The following is a 14,218-nucleotide window of genomic DNA, read 5'->3' as shown; positions in this document are numbered from 1 at the left end:
GTTTGCCGCCTTTGTAGCGTCTCCCCACTTATAGCTGCTCCCATCCGTTACGTTTTGACCCGATTATACCGGCCGTCCAAATGGAGCCATCGATGCTGCAGTATTATATTTGCTATAAAGGAAGAAGACTTCGCGGGCCTATGACGAGGGAAGAGGCCATAGCCGAGATGTTCGAGCTGAGTCACGCTTTCAAGGGACTCAGTATACAAATAGTCGACAGCAAGACCAATAAGCTTAAGGGAGAAATTAAATCCAAACGGAGAAAAGACAGAAAATGATTGAAATTAGAGGCACGGGGGTGAAAATAGGCATCATCCTGGAGCAGAACTGCAAAGAAGCCAGGCAGGAGAAGAAAAGGTATTGACGGATGAGATTAACGGATGCATACTAATAATAATTGAATAGGGCTAGGTAGAGACGCGAGAGAAAACCTGAAATCATTTAAGCTTTGCCGTGAGGCAAGGGATGGATAGGTTTAGTGCGTCTTTTTTTTATTATAAGAAGTTATAAGATTCACACTTATAACCATGCTTATAATTCACTGCGAAACGTTAATCCGCCGTTAAAGGACGCAGCCGTTTATGCTTGGTTGCGAAGCTCTAGCAGCGGGGGACGAGCACTTGGGCCTTCTGTCTTTATATCTTGATGATCCATAGCCCGATCCATATTTTTGATGAAGGAGATACCATACACATGAACAGGACAATGATTATCGGTCACCGCGGAGCCGCCATGGATGCTCCGGAGAATACGCTGGTCGCTTTTCAGAAAGCTTTGGAGCAAGGAGCAGAAGGGTTGGAGCTGGACATCCATCTTAGCGCGGATGGGGAAATTGTCGTGTGCCATGACTCCACCGTGAACCGGACGACGGATGGCACGGGAGCCATTCGGGCAATGACCGTGTCCGATTTGAAGAAGCTGGACGCGGGAGTCCGTTATGGAGAGGCGTTTCGCGGCGAGCGGATTCCATTGTTGTCGGAGGTTTTCGAGGCTATTCCGAAACAGATCATGATTAATATTGAAGTAAAGAATGTCTATGACGGCCTTATTGAAGGAAGACTGGTTGATCTGCTCAAGAGATCGGACCGACTGGAGTCTGTCGTCGTCTCTTCCTTCCGTCACCAAAGTCTGGTTCGGCTTAAGAAACTCGAACCGGAACTGAAGGTCGGCATTTTATATGATGAACTGTACAGTCATAAAGGCTATGCGGATTTAAGTCCGGTCCCCTTGTACTCACTTCATCCCCACTATATAAATATTGGGGATGAAGACATTCGCGAGCTGCGCGAGAGTGGCTATGAAGTGTACGTCTACACCGTGAATGATGAACAAAGCATGAGAAGAATGATCGCTTCCGGAGTATCAGGGATCATTACGGATTGCCCGGGCAAGCTGAAGAAGTTGATGCTGGAGGAAGCATGACCCGCTTTCCTCGGTGAAGGCTGCCGGCTTACTATCATGAACAGCTTTCTATAACGAAGAGTATTTTTGCATCTTATTTGTTTTCGCCCCTCTTACGGGGCGGATAAGAGGCAGGATGCTCTTTTTCTTTTCCATTTTGACCTAGTCATATGGAATTATTACGAGGGTCATATGGAAAATATGACCGGTATCATGCCAATTTATGACTTTCTCCACCTGTTACTTTTGAGGCCAACCTATATACTTATTCTGTAACAATTAAAGAGAGGATCGGTTGAACAGAAGGCCGTTCCGTTAATTAGGAGTGGGGGGAGCAAAGCCAATATGGAGAGTATGACAAAGTTTTCCATGAAGAACGTCGCGGCATTGATCATTATGATGCTAATGCTGGTCGGCGGGGGAATTTATGCCTCATCTATATTGAAAGTGGAAAGTATGCCTGATATCTCCTTACCCATGGTTATGGTAAGCACGCAATATACGGCACCACCTAGCGATGTGCTTGAGCATGTAACTAAACCGTTGGAAAAGACGATATCCGGGCTGGAAGGATTAAAGAATCTGAATTCTACCTCGAGTGACAATTTCTCCAGTATTATGATCGAGCTCGAGCAGGGCATGGACCCCGAGGAAGCGAAGAGAGAGGTAGAGAGCCTGGTCGCTAATGTTAAAATGCCGCAAGGCGCCGAGAAGCCCCGGGTTCAAACCTTCGGATTTGCCTCGTCACCGGTGTATTACATGTCCGTCTACGGAGAGGAAGGGATGAATCAGGCGGAGCTCGATAAGATCTATCGGGATGTTATTCTGCCGGGATTCAACTCGATCAGCGGACTGGATCACGTCGATTCGATCGGAAACCAGGAAGCGGCGCTGACGATTAAACTCGATGCGAATGCGATCAGCCATTACGGGTTTACTCCAGCAGAGGTGGCGGGCTATATCCAATCCTCCATCATGTCCAGCCCGGCCGGGACCGTCGAATTTCGCGGAAACAACCAAATGGTCCGGATTACGGGCGAGTTCGATTCGATCTATAATTTAGAGAACCTGAAGCTGACGACACGCAAAGGAGAAGCCTTAATTCTTAAGGACATAGCCAGTATAGAAGCGATCAGCGAGTCTAAATTTATCGGTCGGCTGGACGATAAAGCAGCTATTGGAGTCCATTTATACAAAACCAAGAGCGCCAATGCAGTGGAATTCGGCGACGCTGTAGATCGGATGATCGAAGGCTGGAAAGTAACCCATCCGAACATAGCTTTTCAAACCATTTATAATACGGCAACGGATATTCAGAATTCGATCAATGGAATGGTTCAAGAGGGAGCGCTCGGCGCATTGCTTGCTTCCATCATGATCCTGCTGTTCCTTAGAAACGTGAGAATGACTTTAATCGTACTGGTTTCGATTCCGTTGTCCATTCTAATCACTCTATTGGTGATGGCGCCGCTCGGCATTTCTCTTAACATAATGACACTAGGCGGAATGGCCATAGCGGTAGGCCGGGTAGTGGATGACTCCATCGTTGTTATCGAGAACATATACAGTCAGCTTCAGAAGGCTCAGGAGCGCAACGAATCGGTTATATTGATGGCTACCAAACAGGTGGCTGTAGCGATCACCTCCTCTACGATTACTACGGTTGGAGTTTTTGGCCCGCTTGGTTTCATTGGGGGCATGATTGGGGAGATTTTCCGTCCCTTCGCCATTACTCTGGGAGTTGCTCTCATGTCGTCTCTATTGGTCGCGTTGACCGTTATTCCGATGCTGGCCAAACTGCTGGTCATGAGAAGCAAAAGTGTAGCCAAGGAATATAAAGTAGGCCGAATGGCTCTGAGCTACAAGAGCGCATTGAATTGGAGCTTGAAGCATCGGATTAAAACTTTGCTGCTGTCCGGATTGCTTTTTATCCTATCCATTGTGCTGATTGTTCCTAACCTGGCCGTTTCCTTTATGCCGGAGAGTGAATCAGACAAGCATATGTATCTCATGATTGATATGCCGAGAGAAACCTCTATGGAAATGATGGATGCCAAGATGAAGGAAATCGAGGCTATGATGAAGGAACAGCAGGATGTTAACGGACAGTCCAAGTTCACTTATATCGAGTCGCTGGTCGGCTATGAGTTTGGCGACGAAGCCGTACCTTATAAAGCGACCATGTTCACTTCCGTCTCCGAGGCAACGGATGCCAAGACGGCCTTGAAAGAACTGAAAGATCAAATTATGTACGATATGCCCAAAGGCTCGCGAGTCGAGGGTTCTCTGATTTCGTTCGGCGGCGATGGCGGGGGCGGAGCCGACTTCTCCTATTTGCTTAAAGGGGAAGACACACTGGTGCTGCAGCAGGCGGCTGCGATCGTTAAAGAGAAGCTCAAGGAATTCCCGGAATTGACCTCTGTGAAGGATAGCCTGAGCGAATCCAAAACAGAAGTTGAAGTTCTGGTGGATCAAAACAAGGCGAGAATCTACGGGCTGACCTCCGCCCAAGTGATGCAGACCGTCGCCAGTTGGATCGGCAAGGAAAATCTGGGCGATCTAAAGTTTGACAATGTCCTGTACAAAACAGTCGTTGAACTGGATGATAAATATAAGAATTCATTAGATTCACTGGGTAAAATCGAATTAACGTCACCTACTGGAGCGAAAGTATTCCTCAATGAAATCGCTAAGCTTAGACAGATTGAAGCTCCGGTGTCCATAGCAAGGGATAACCAGCACCAGACGCTGCGGGTTACCGCTACGATCGAGAGTAAGAACAAAGGCGGGGTCAGCGCCATGGTAGCTGCGGCCCTTAACGAAATAGACCTGCCGTCCGGTGTCAGCCGGGAAGTTTCCGGAGTATCGGATAACATTAATGAAGGATTTGCCGATTTATTCGTGGCGATGGCAGCGGCCGTCTTCATTGTCTACTTGATCATGGTGCTCACCTTCGGCAATGCCAGTGCGCCTTTCGCCATCCTGTTCTCCTTGCCGTTGGCTGTTATTGGCGGATTGCTAGGCTTGTTGATAACCTCGGAGTCACTGAACGTCACCTCGTTAATCGGGTTCATGATGTTGATCGGAATTGTAGTGACCAATGCGATCGTTCTGATAGACCGGGTACAGCAGTTAAGGGAAGAGAACTATACCGTTCGCGAGGCACTGGTCGAAGGATCGATGGAGCGTCTGCGTCCCATCTTGATGACCGCTGGAGCTACTATTTTTGCTCTCATGCCGCTCGCTATGGGCATGTCCAAAGGAGCCTTGATCTCCAAAGGCTTGGCCGTGGTCGTTATTGGAGGCTTGATTACTTCCACGATCTTGACGCTGGTTATCGTACCGATAGTGTATGATTTGATCCATTCCTTTAACGGACGGATGGCCCGGATCTTCCGCAGGGAGCCGAAAACATCCAAACGGCAGCTCATTGCGCAATCTAATATTAGTAAGTAAAAAAGGGGAGTCAGGCATGATGAAGCACAGGGAACGAAAGAACAAACGGAACAAGGCTTCCGCAGTGCTTGGAGCGGTCATCCTCAGCGTGGCCGTAATCTCCGGGTGCAGCGGCGCGGATCCGGTGACTTCTGCCGAAGCACCGGCCGGTCAGGAGCAGCAGATAAAGACGGTTAAGACGACGACTATAGGCAAGGAGAAAATTGGAGAGCCGTTAGAGCAAGTGGCAGAAGTTGTTCCGTCTCTTCGGATGGACGTCTTTGCCAAGGTAAGCGGCGATGTGGTCCAGCTGTTGAAGAACCGCGGCGACTATGTGAATGAAGGAGATGTCATTCTTAAAATCGATATGGATGACGTACGACTGCAAAGACAGAAGGGACAGCTCGGCATTAAGAGCGCCCAGGCTCAACTGAAGCAGGGGAAGGAAGATTACACCAACGGCGTGACTGAAATGAATAATTCGATTCAGAAGATGGAGCAAGGCATCGCTGATCTAGAAAAAAATTACAATAAAATGCGAAATGACTATGATCTTGGTCTGGTGACCAAGATAGAGCTGGAGCAGATGGAGACGCAGGTCAACAATCAGAAGATGGACCTCGACATCCTGCAGAAGAAGCTCGCAACGTTGGAATCGTCCGATTCCTTGGCCGCTCTGGAGGTGCAGTTGGAGTCTTCTCAGCTCACCTTGCAGGAGATCGACCGCAGCCTGCAGCACTATGAAGTCAGGGCGCCGGTGAGCGGCATCCTGACCGAGCTTCCGGTAGTCGTGAAGGCGACCCTGTCTCCGGGAGTACAGGTAGGGAGGATAGAGCAGTTGAACCCGGCCAAGATATCAGCTACACTCACAGAGGAAGCAGCCTCCTACTTGCGCGGCAAAGACGAAGTGACCTTCTATGTGCCGGGCAGCAGCGAGAAGCTGACAGGGACCATTACCTACTTGGCAGATGTTATGAATGTCGATACGAAAACCTATGATTTAGATGTAGAAGTAGCTAACGACGATCTCGAGCTTAAGCCGGGAACCCGTGTTCAGCTGATGCTTACGGAAGAGGAGCAGCTTGTAGTGGCTGTGCCGACCTCCAGCATCGTTCGTGAGGGATCAGACAGCTATGTCTTTATTCTCAAGCAGGAGCATGTGGAGAGACGCAAGGTGGAATTGGGTCGTTTGGAGGGATTGAATCAAGAAATCCTGTCCGGGGTCGAGGAAGGGGAACGGCTGGTCATATCGGGTCAGCATCAACTGACCGATCAGGAAGCTGTTAAAGTAGCCGACTAATACGGAGAAACAAGACATAAATGATCGCCTGGGGAGGAGATACGAATGGTTATGCGTTGGAAAAAAACAATGTCGGCGGTTGTGCTGACCGCTTCCCTGCTGTCTTCCGGCTACAGTGCCTATGCAGCTGCGGACCAACCGGCAGCAGTGGAACAGATGAACAAGGTCTATTCGTTGACAGATGCTCTATCTGTTGAGGTCAAGAGCGTGCTTAATGAACGCAATGATACCGGCTCACGAATTGGTGTAGTGGTCAAGATGCAGAACAACAGCAGCAAAAACGTCAGGGTGCCGGATTATGAAGTAAGAGCGCGCACGTCCGAAGGGCTGCAATATACGCTGCATTCCAGTGCGACTAATGCAAGAACGGTACAGCCTAAGGAAAAAATTGAACTCAGCTACATGGCCTCCGTGGATCGGAACGAATTTACGATATCCGAAATCAGTTGGGTCGATATCGATGTCTATGTCTATCCTAAAGTCGAGACAGATATATTATCTGTCCCGGCCCAGGATCTGGAATGGACCGGCAATGAGGATGATATTAAGGGGCAAGGAGCGGTACGGAAATGGGACGAATCGTTCAAGATTCCCTCTGTGTCCTCTCCGTTAGTCTATACCCCTTCCAAAGTGGAAGAGGAGAATACGCCGTCCGGTCCCGTGAAGCTAATCACAGTGCTCGTAGAGAACCCGGGAGAATCGATGGAGACTGTTCCCGATTTCAGATTGGACGGCAAGGCGGGGAAATCCGTATTCCCGGGTCAAAGGGTGGAGCAGGAGCCCGTTACCTTGGAGCCTGGAAAGCGCGAATATATTCACTATGCGATTCCGGTTAAAAATAACGTCGTTCTGCAAAGCTTGAACTTGCTGACTCCGGAAACCTATATGGTAGCTGATGCGAACGGCAAATTGACTCCAGTGGAGTACAGCATAGGCAGACTTAATATTGTTCTGCCGGGTGAAGAGGGATTCTCGCTGTACGGACTAAAAAAATATGTAATGGATACCCCGATGCAAATCGATGCAGTTAATTCGCTCATCGATCCTAATGTAGATGTCTCCCTGGTAGAACTGTTCATGCATGAAAATCAGGGAGATGGCTACAAGACGGCTATCGCCAAGTTCAAGCTGCACAATAAATCTGCGCAGCCGGTTCCTGTACCGATCTTCGATGTAGACTTGAAGAGCGGTGGAGGGTATACTTATGGCGGAGTCCGTCAAATGGCCTCCACGGAGCGGTTAATGCCCAATTTAAGCTATATTGTCAGTTATTCCTTCGCTATTCCTGAATCGGAAAGCGAAGAGAGAATAGGGCTGTTTTTGGTAGACAGTCAGACGGCTGAGCCCTATCGGACAACGATCAGCGCTTATCAGACGGAGGTTATGACTCAGGACGAAACCAGCAAGTGGATGTCCTTCTATCCGTTCGAGGTTGAGATGAAGGATTGGACGCTTGTTACGACAACCGATCCGATGCCGGGCTATGTTACTTATTCTTACAAGCTTCAGCTTGATTTGGATATTGAGCGGAAGGACAGAGTTGTCATCGATCAGAATTTTTCCAAGATGAAAATCGAACTGGTCGACACTACAGGTCGGACCATTGCCGAGGAATATTTCTCGTTTACTGGAATGAACCGCTTAATCAGCGGAATTCAAACGGTCCAATTCAAAAATTTACGCACAGAACAGCATGAATATCCATTAACCATCCACATTTATGAAGCAATGGAGACTCCGCAAGGAGAGGCCAAACGCCTGATCAAAACATTAAAGGAACGGTAGTACACAGGGCCCCAGCCGCTTAAGGCTGGGGCCTTTCTCAAATTATAAGGATTTATAAAGATTTACACCTATAATCATGCTTATAATTCACCGCGAAACGTTAATCCACCGTTAAAGGACGGCGGCAGCCGTTTACGCTTGATTCAGGAATAAAATTCCAAAGTATAATTTGATAAGAGAAATAATATTCATTATAATTTTGATAAGGTCGAGCCTTCCCTTACCGACCTTTGAGAAAGCCTGCATTTCTGCAGCCTTTTAGACCGTTGTAATCCGTTTCGCAGCAAAGCCTGCAAAAATACATCCTTTTTCCCGTTCCAGCGGAGAACTTCTAAGACTCACTTGTCGGCTATGACATAAGGCGACTAAGAAAACATTAACTGAAAAGAGTGATAACAATGATAAGCGGCGGATTGGTTAGTTTGCGGGAAGCCTTAAGTTCATTAAAGCCCATGGAGCAAAAAGCGGCAAAATACATTTTGGAGCATCCGGATAAAGTCGTTAATTTGTCCGTGCAGAAGCTGGCCGAGCTGGCCGGGGTCAGCGTGGCGACGATTGTCCGCTTATCCCGCTCCTTGCAGCTCAAAGGCTTCCAGGAGCTTAAGATCAAGATAGCGGCGGATTTGGCGCAAACGACTAGAGAATACGATTCGTATCAGGAAATCCAGATGGACGGCTCGGCGGCTTCGTTGATCGAATCCATATCACATAACAATATTCAATCCATTCAGGATACGATGTCGGTATTGCGGATCCCGGATGTGGAGCGTGCTATCGCAACGATGAGCTCTGCCCGCAAGATTACTGTGTTCGGAATCGGCGCTTCCGCCGTCATCGCTGAAGACTTCAAGCAGAAGCTGACGCGGATCAACCGATGGTGCGAAGCCGCCTATGATTTTAACTCGATGGCAACGATTGCCGCTAACCTGGTGGAATCCGATGTCGCGTTTGGCATCTCTTATTCCGGGCAGACGGAGGATATCATTCAGGCATTGACCGTAGCCAGGGAAAGCGGGGCCTCTATCATTTCCTTGACCAAGTTTGGCAATAATCCGGTTATGGAGCTGGCTGATATTCGGCTTTTTACAAGCTCCTTGGAGAAAAGCATCCGAAGCGGAGCTATGGCTTCCCGGATCGCGCAGCTGAATGTGATCGATATCTTGTATGTAGGCATTGCTAGCCAAAATTATGATGTGAACATTCTAGCTCTGGAAAAGACGAGAAATGCGGTCAAATCTTCCAAAAGAAACGGCTGATTATTGGGCCGTTTTTCCGTTAGGACGGATATCCGGATCACCACTCTGTTAAAACACGCTCAAAAGCGTTAAATAAGACTGCACGTTTCGCGGCGACGAGCTTTAATGGCTGAAACCTTTAAATTTGACTCTAATAGACGCTTTTAGACGGTATTTGACTCTAGGAAAACGGCAACCCGCGTGCTAACTTAAGGTTAATGAGGTTGTGTAGAAAGCTTACTTTCTGGAACCCTCATTCAAGTGAATAACATCTGGGAAGGAAGAGGATCTTCCGTGGGGCTGCCCAAAGAGTTTCGCAGGCTGTTAATGATGAATGCGATGTCGTTCATTATCTTTATTTACATCGGAATTTTCGTGAACCTGTACATTTGGGAGCAGGATCATCGGATCGCTGATGTGGCCTGGTTTAATTTGTTTCTATTTTTATTCTGGGCATTGTCCTTTACGCTGGGGGCCAGGTTGTTGAGACGCTGGACCATCCGGCTGCTGTTTGGGCTCTCTGCTCTTTCGGGAGGGACGGCCTTTTTACTGCTCTCCTTTCTTCATCTGGATAATCGGCTGCTGTGGATCTCCATAATCGGCGTGCCCGTGGGCATGATGTGGGGATTTTTTTCCTGCGCACAAAACCTGAGCGTCTCTACCTCCGGGAAAGGAAAAGAGTTCGGCAATTTTTTTGCCGCCTCCAACACCATTTCGCAGATGGCGAATATGTCCGTTCCGATTGTCGCTGCCCAGGTCATTGGCTGGTTCGGGTATTCCGGCTCCTTCTCGCTGATGCTTCTGTTCGTTACCGGAATGCTGGTGACTTCACTGATGCTTCCCAAAATCTCATTGAAGTCTACTGCGCCGCACCAGGAAACCTGGCGGGAGACGATGAAATATCGGAATGTCTTCATCGATTCACGGCTGAAATGGCTGATCCCGTCTTGTCTTGCCGCCGGACTGTTTCTACAGTTCCAAGGGCTGTTTGCTTTGCTTTTTACATTTAGCGTAACGGAAGACAAGACCATCATCGCTTTGCTGAACACCTTATATACCACCTCTTCCTTATTGGCTTTATTCTTGTACCGCAAGCTTAATTTCAAGGAGCGCAGCTGGCTGCATGCAGCCATTCTTATGCTGGCAGGCGGTTTTTTGATGATGCTCTACCCGGTTCCGGTCGTGCTCATCCTGTCCAACATTATGACAACCATGGGTATGTTCTACTTTGGTACGACCTGGAACGCCCAGCAATTCCGGGCGATTAGCCATCATCCTCCAGAGAGGCAATCGAGCCTGATGGTGTGGCGGGAATGCCTGATCTGCGTAACCCGCTGCGTCATGCTGCTGCTCATATTACTTGTCAAGGATTTTTCCGGGGCGATTTTTGTGCTCTTAATTGCCGTTGCACTTTCCGCTTTGTTCTCTATTCCGTACTTCCAGAAAAAAATGGAGAGCGATGAGGAAATTCCGCCTCAGGAGCCTTCTTTCCTTAAAGCTTGACCGCTCTGTCCAATACGTGGAATGAAGTTGAAAATGATTGACATTTCGTAGAGTATGCGAGCATAATAGATATAATATCATTCCTTTCGGGTAGAGACGATGAGAGAACCCCCATGGAAGCCTGAAGCACCTGATTGCAGGTGTGGCTTTCTGATGGGTTCATCATCGTCTTTTTCATACAAAGTGATTATTGTGGAAGGAGTAACTGTATGGAGTTCCATCCGGAAATATGGCAAATCAGTAATTTTGATTTAACAATAAGAATCATTCTAGCATTGCTATTAGGCGGATTGATCGGGTTAGAAAGGGAGTGGAACAATCACGCGGCAGGCTTTAGAACGCACATTCTCGTATGTGTCGGATCAGCTTCGATCATGCTGCTGTCGATATACGGATTTTCCGCTTTTGTGTATGAGCCTAATGTTCGTACCGACCCGGCCCGTCTCGCTGCTCAGGTAATTAGCGGGATCGGCTTTCTGGGAGCGGGCGCGATTCTCCGAACGGGTCCGACCGTATCGGGTCTCACGACGGCAGCATCCATTTGGGTAGTGGCTGCTATCGGGTTATCCGTTGGAGCCGGCTTCTACTATGCCGCCGTGTTGGCTACCGGTCTAGTCTTGATCAGTTTGTTCCTGCTGAACAAATGGGAGAAGCATATGCTGTGGCACCGCCGCACCCAGGAAGTGACCCTGAGAATTGTGGATCGCCCGGGAAGTCTCGGGAATATTGCGACGGCCTTTGGCAATCAGGGTATCCATATTAAAAATATCCAAATGGAGCATGAGCAAGGCCTGATGTTCGGAGAGGAGGACTACATCGTCAAAGTCCGGCTGGCACTGCAGGTTCAAGGCGGAGACAAGCTCGTCTCAGCACTGGACGAAATATCACGAATAGAGACGGTGCTGGCCATCGATTCCGGGCATATTTCCGGAACGAAGGCCGGTAAGCCAATCCCTTTTCCAAAAGGGCAGAACGTAAATAAAGCGAAATAGAATAAGCCAAGGGTAGAGATGATGAGAAAACCCGTGGGCGCATCAGCTTCCTTATGATACTGGATAAGGAGGCTGCTGCCGTCCGCGGTTTTTTTAATCCAGAATTTATAAGTAAGTCAAGTTTCGCAGAGCGAAAATCAGCTTGAAACCTTGCAGTGACTGGAGCGCGAAGAGATTAGGCACCTTACTTTTTTCGCCTGGGGGAAGGGTAGCGTATACCTGTATTTTGTTTAGGTAAATTGAAGCGAATGGGGCGAATGGACTTGACTAGACAAGCGTAAACGGCTGCCGCCGTCCTTTAACGGTGGATTGACGTTTCGCGGTGAATTATAAGCCTGATTATAAGTGCGAATATAAGGGAGAAGGAAAACAAATGACTGAAATTAAACTGATTGTAAGTGATTTAGACGGAACCCTGCTATCTGCCGAACACCAATTGACCGAGGAGGTCCGCAATGCCGTTAGTCGGTTTACGAGAGCAGGTGGGATGTTTACAGTGGCGACGGGCCGTCCCGGACTGACCGTCCGCTCTATTGTAGATGAGCTTGAGATCGAGCATCCGTTTATTCTGTGCAACGGATCGGTTATTGCCGACCGCTACCGTACGCTGGAGATGGCTGAATTGAAGCTGCATGATTTGATTCCGGCAATGGAGGAAGCAGACGGGAAGGGAGTCTCCGTGTTGTTGTTCGAAGAAGAGCGGATTTCTGTCTTTAGAAAAACGTTCAATGTAGAAAAGTTTGAACATAAAGAGAACATCTCCTGTGATCTTATCGATTTTTCGAGCGACGAATGGAAGAAGGCCCGCTTTCAGAAAGTGCTGTGGATCGGAGATTATCAGATCATGCGGCCAATCTGGGATGCTCACTTGCCTCGCTTCGGTCAGCGGTATGGGGCCCTTCAATCCGAGGAGGATTACCTGGAGATTATTCCGCACAACCAGAGTAAGGGACAAGCTCTGAAGAAGCTGATGAGCAGGCTTCGGCTCGATCGGTCACAAGTAATGGCTATCGGCAACCAATTGAATGATCTCGATATGATCGAGAATGCGGGAATCGGCGTCGCTGTTGCGAATAGTCACCCGCTATTGAAGGAAAAAGCGGATTATGTTTGCTCGAGAGGCTACGGCGATGGGGTCGTGGAGGTGATAGAAGCGTTCTGCTCGCCTTATAGCGGCGAGAAGAAAGCGGGAATGGGTCTGTGAAGAAGGCTCGGCAGCAATGGGATTGGAAATGTTTCGTTAGTGGTCCGCGGTAAACAAGCTTCTAATTAGCGGATGCTCCCGCGGTCCAGGTCGAGAATGAACAAGCGGCATATATGAACAAGGCGTTGCTCCTTATGGGGAGTAACGCCTTTTCTTCCTTATTGAAGCTCTTCCTGTGCTCCTTATGGGAGCCTGCCTTTTCTCCTTATTGGAGGACAACCGTTTCCCCTTCCTGCAAGCCTTCTATGATTTCCGTCTGCTCGGCGGTTTCCATGCCGATTCGAACTATTCTTTTTTCCGGAACCCCTTCATTGAGCACATAGACAAAATAATCATCATCGTCTCTTTGTACGGTCAGTGTCGGCACGACGAGGGCGTCGTCCTTTTCATCGATCAGGATCGTTCCGGTTAAGCCCAGGCCGGCAATCAACCGATCGTGCGGCTCCAGCTCAATCGTAACGTCGAACTTGGAAATCCCGTCGCTGCCGCTTTTGGCAAACTTGGATACTTCCGTTACCGTACCTTTCAGCTTATCATTGGGCAGCGCGTCGATTTTGATGTCTACGGGCAGTCCCTCTGTAATTTGAAATACTTCATACTCACCAACGGTCGCCACCATTTTTAACTTTGTCAGGTCGACGATTTTGCCGAGAAGCTCTTGTTCTGTCACCTTCTTAGGCTCTTTGTTTTCCGCGAACAAGAAAATTCCGCTAGCCGTCGATGCATACCGCGCTTCGGATAGCAGTCGATTTAATTCCTGGATTTCGGTCTGAACCAAATTCAGGTTGATCGAATCGACTTTTTGCTGCAGCTTATCCTTCTCTTTATTGGTAAAGCGGGAGAAGGCTTCCTGCTCTCCCATAGTGCCGCCTCCGGGACGGGAATCGTCGGGGGCAAGGGATTGAACGGCTTGTTGAATTTTCTGCTCGGTTTGCATTTTTTCAACATTGGCCTGCTTGATGGCTAATTGCTTGCGCAGCTCCTCCGTTTCCATTTCAAAAAGCAGAGCGCCTTCGCTAATCTGCCCACCTTCTTTAACTGCCCACGACCCAATCGTTCCGGCGAACGGGGCGTACACATTGGCTTCGTTAACATAGGATGATTTCCCTTTAACCTCCAAGTTTTGTTTAATCGCTTCGCGCTTGGCTTCAAATTCCAGCGCCTGGCTATAAAGCGGCGATGCAGGGATTCCGGTATCCACTGGGGAGCGGCTCTGCATATAAAGGAAGCCGGTTATGCCTATTATTCCGGCTAGGAACAGCACCGGCACCCATCTTCTCTTCTTTCGCATCGGCATTCATACCTCCTAAGCATGATGAAGCATAATTCTTTATGTAGTGATGTCATCTATGAACCATGCTGC

General features: G+C 48.6%; 9 protein-coding genes. 8 read left to right on the top strand and 1 reads right to left on the bottom strand.

Translation table 11 applies throughout. From position 1 onward, the window contains the following. Positions 1-693: 693 nt before the first annotated feature. From KJS69_RS24325 to KJS69_RS24290, 8 genes are all read left to right on the top strand, one after another. A complete protein-coding gene (locus KJS69_RS24325) occupies positions 694-1,422 on the top strand; it encodes a glycerophosphodiester phosphodiesterase (protein WP_213586401.1) in 729 nt (242 codons plus the stop codon). A 324-nt stretch (positions 1,423-1,746) separates the two neighbouring features. Then, positions 1,747-4,857 carry an efflux RND transporter permease subunit gene (locus tag KJS69_RS24320; protein WP_213586400.1) on the top strand — a complete coding sequence of 1,037 codons (3,111 nt, stop codon included), beginning with the start codon at positions 1,747-1,749 and terminating at the stop codon, positions 4,855-4,857. Between the two features lie 16 nt (positions 4,858-4,873). Then, positions 4,874-6,136, top strand: coding sequence for an efflux RND transporter periplasmic adaptor subunit (locus KJS69_RS24315; protein WP_249730688.1), 1,263 nt, complete (start codon positions 4,874-4,876; stop codon positions 6,134-6,136). Positions 6,137-6,181: 45 nt separating this feature from the next. After that, positions 6,182-7,921 carry a hypothetical protein gene (locus tag KJS69_RS24310; protein ID WP_213586399.1) on the top strand — a complete coding sequence of 580 codons (1,740 nt, stop codon included), beginning with the start codon at positions 6,182-6,184 and terminating at the stop codon, positions 7,919-7,921. A gap of 398 nt (positions 7,922-8,319) precedes the next feature. Continuing rightward, positions 8,320-9,177 (top strand): MurR/RpiR family transcriptional regulator, encoded by an 858-nt coding sequence (locus KJS69_RS24305; RefSeq protein WP_213586398.1) that lies wholly within the window; start codon positions 8,320-8,322, stop codon positions 9,175-9,177. 273 nt (positions 9,178-9,450) lie between these two features. Then, positions 9,451-10,659 carry an MFS transporter gene (locus tag KJS69_RS24300; protein ID WP_213586397.1) on the top strand — a complete coding sequence of 403 codons (1,209 nt, stop codon included), beginning with the start codon at positions 9,451-9,453 and terminating at the stop codon, positions 10,657-10,659. Between the two features lie 209 nt (positions 10,660-10,868). Then, the gene (locus KJS69_RS24295; protein WP_213586396.1) at positions 10,869-11,651 is read left to right on the top strand and encodes an MgtC/SapB family protein; all 783 of its coding nucleotides are present in this window, start codon (positions 10,869-10,871) and stop codon (positions 11,649-11,651) included. Positions 11,652-12,024: 373 nt separating this feature from the next. Further along, positions 12,025-12,855: an HAD family hydrolase gene (locus KJS69_RS24290; RefSeq protein ID WP_213586395.1), complete on the top strand. Its 831-nt coding sequence runs from the start codon at positions 12,025-12,027 to the stop codon at positions 12,853-12,855. Positions 12,856-13,060: 205 nt separating this feature from the next. Here KJS69_RS24290 and KJS69_RS24285 read toward each other — a convergent pair whose 3' ends face one another. Next, entirely contained in the window at positions 13,061-14,146 is a 1,086-nt protein-coding gene (locus KJS69_RS24285; protein WP_213586394.1) for an efflux RND transporter periplasmic adaptor subunit, read from the bottom strand. Positions 14,147-14,218 lie beyond the last annotated feature (72 nt).

Source organism: Paenibacillus sp. J2TS4 (assembly GCF_018403245.1).
In the GTDB taxonomy this organism is placed as follows: domain Bacteria; phylum Bacillota; class Bacilli; order Paenibacillales; family NBRC-103111; genus Paenibacillus_L.
Note: the sequence above shows the minus strand (reverse complement) of the source record. Positions and strands in the feature narration are given on the sequence as shown.

Coding starts and splice junctions, on each gene's coding strand:
- KJS69_RS24310 (WP_213586399.1), top strand. CDS start 6,182: ATGGTTATGCGTTGGAAAAAAACAATGTCGGCGGTTGTGCTGACCGCT.
- KJS69_RS24305 (WP_213586398.1), top strand. CDS start 8,320: ATGATAAGCGGCGGATTGGTTAGTTTGCGGGAAGCCTTAAGTTCATTA.
- KJS69_RS24315 (WP_249730688.1), top strand. CDS start 4,874: ATGATGAAGCACAGGGAACGAAAGAACAAACGGAACAAGGCTTCCGCA.
- KJS69_RS24295 (WP_213586396.1), top strand. CDS start 10,869: ATGGAGTTCCATCCGGAAATATGGCAAATCAGTAATTTTGATTTAACA.
- KJS69_RS24320 (WP_213586400.1), top strand. CDS start 1,747: ATGGAGAGTATGACAAAGTTTTCCATGAAGAACGTCGCGGCATTGATC.
- KJS69_RS24290 (WP_213586395.1), top strand. CDS start 12,025: ATGACTGAAATTAAACTGATTGTAAGTGATTTAGACGGAACCCTGCTA.
- KJS69_RS24285 (WP_213586394.1), bottom strand. CDS start 14,146: ATGCGAAAGAAGAGAAGATGGGTGCCGGTGCTGTTCCTAGCCGGAATA.
- KJS69_RS24325 (WP_213586401.1), top strand. CDS start 694: ATGAACAGGACAATGATTATCGGTCACCGCGGAGCCGCCATGGATGCT.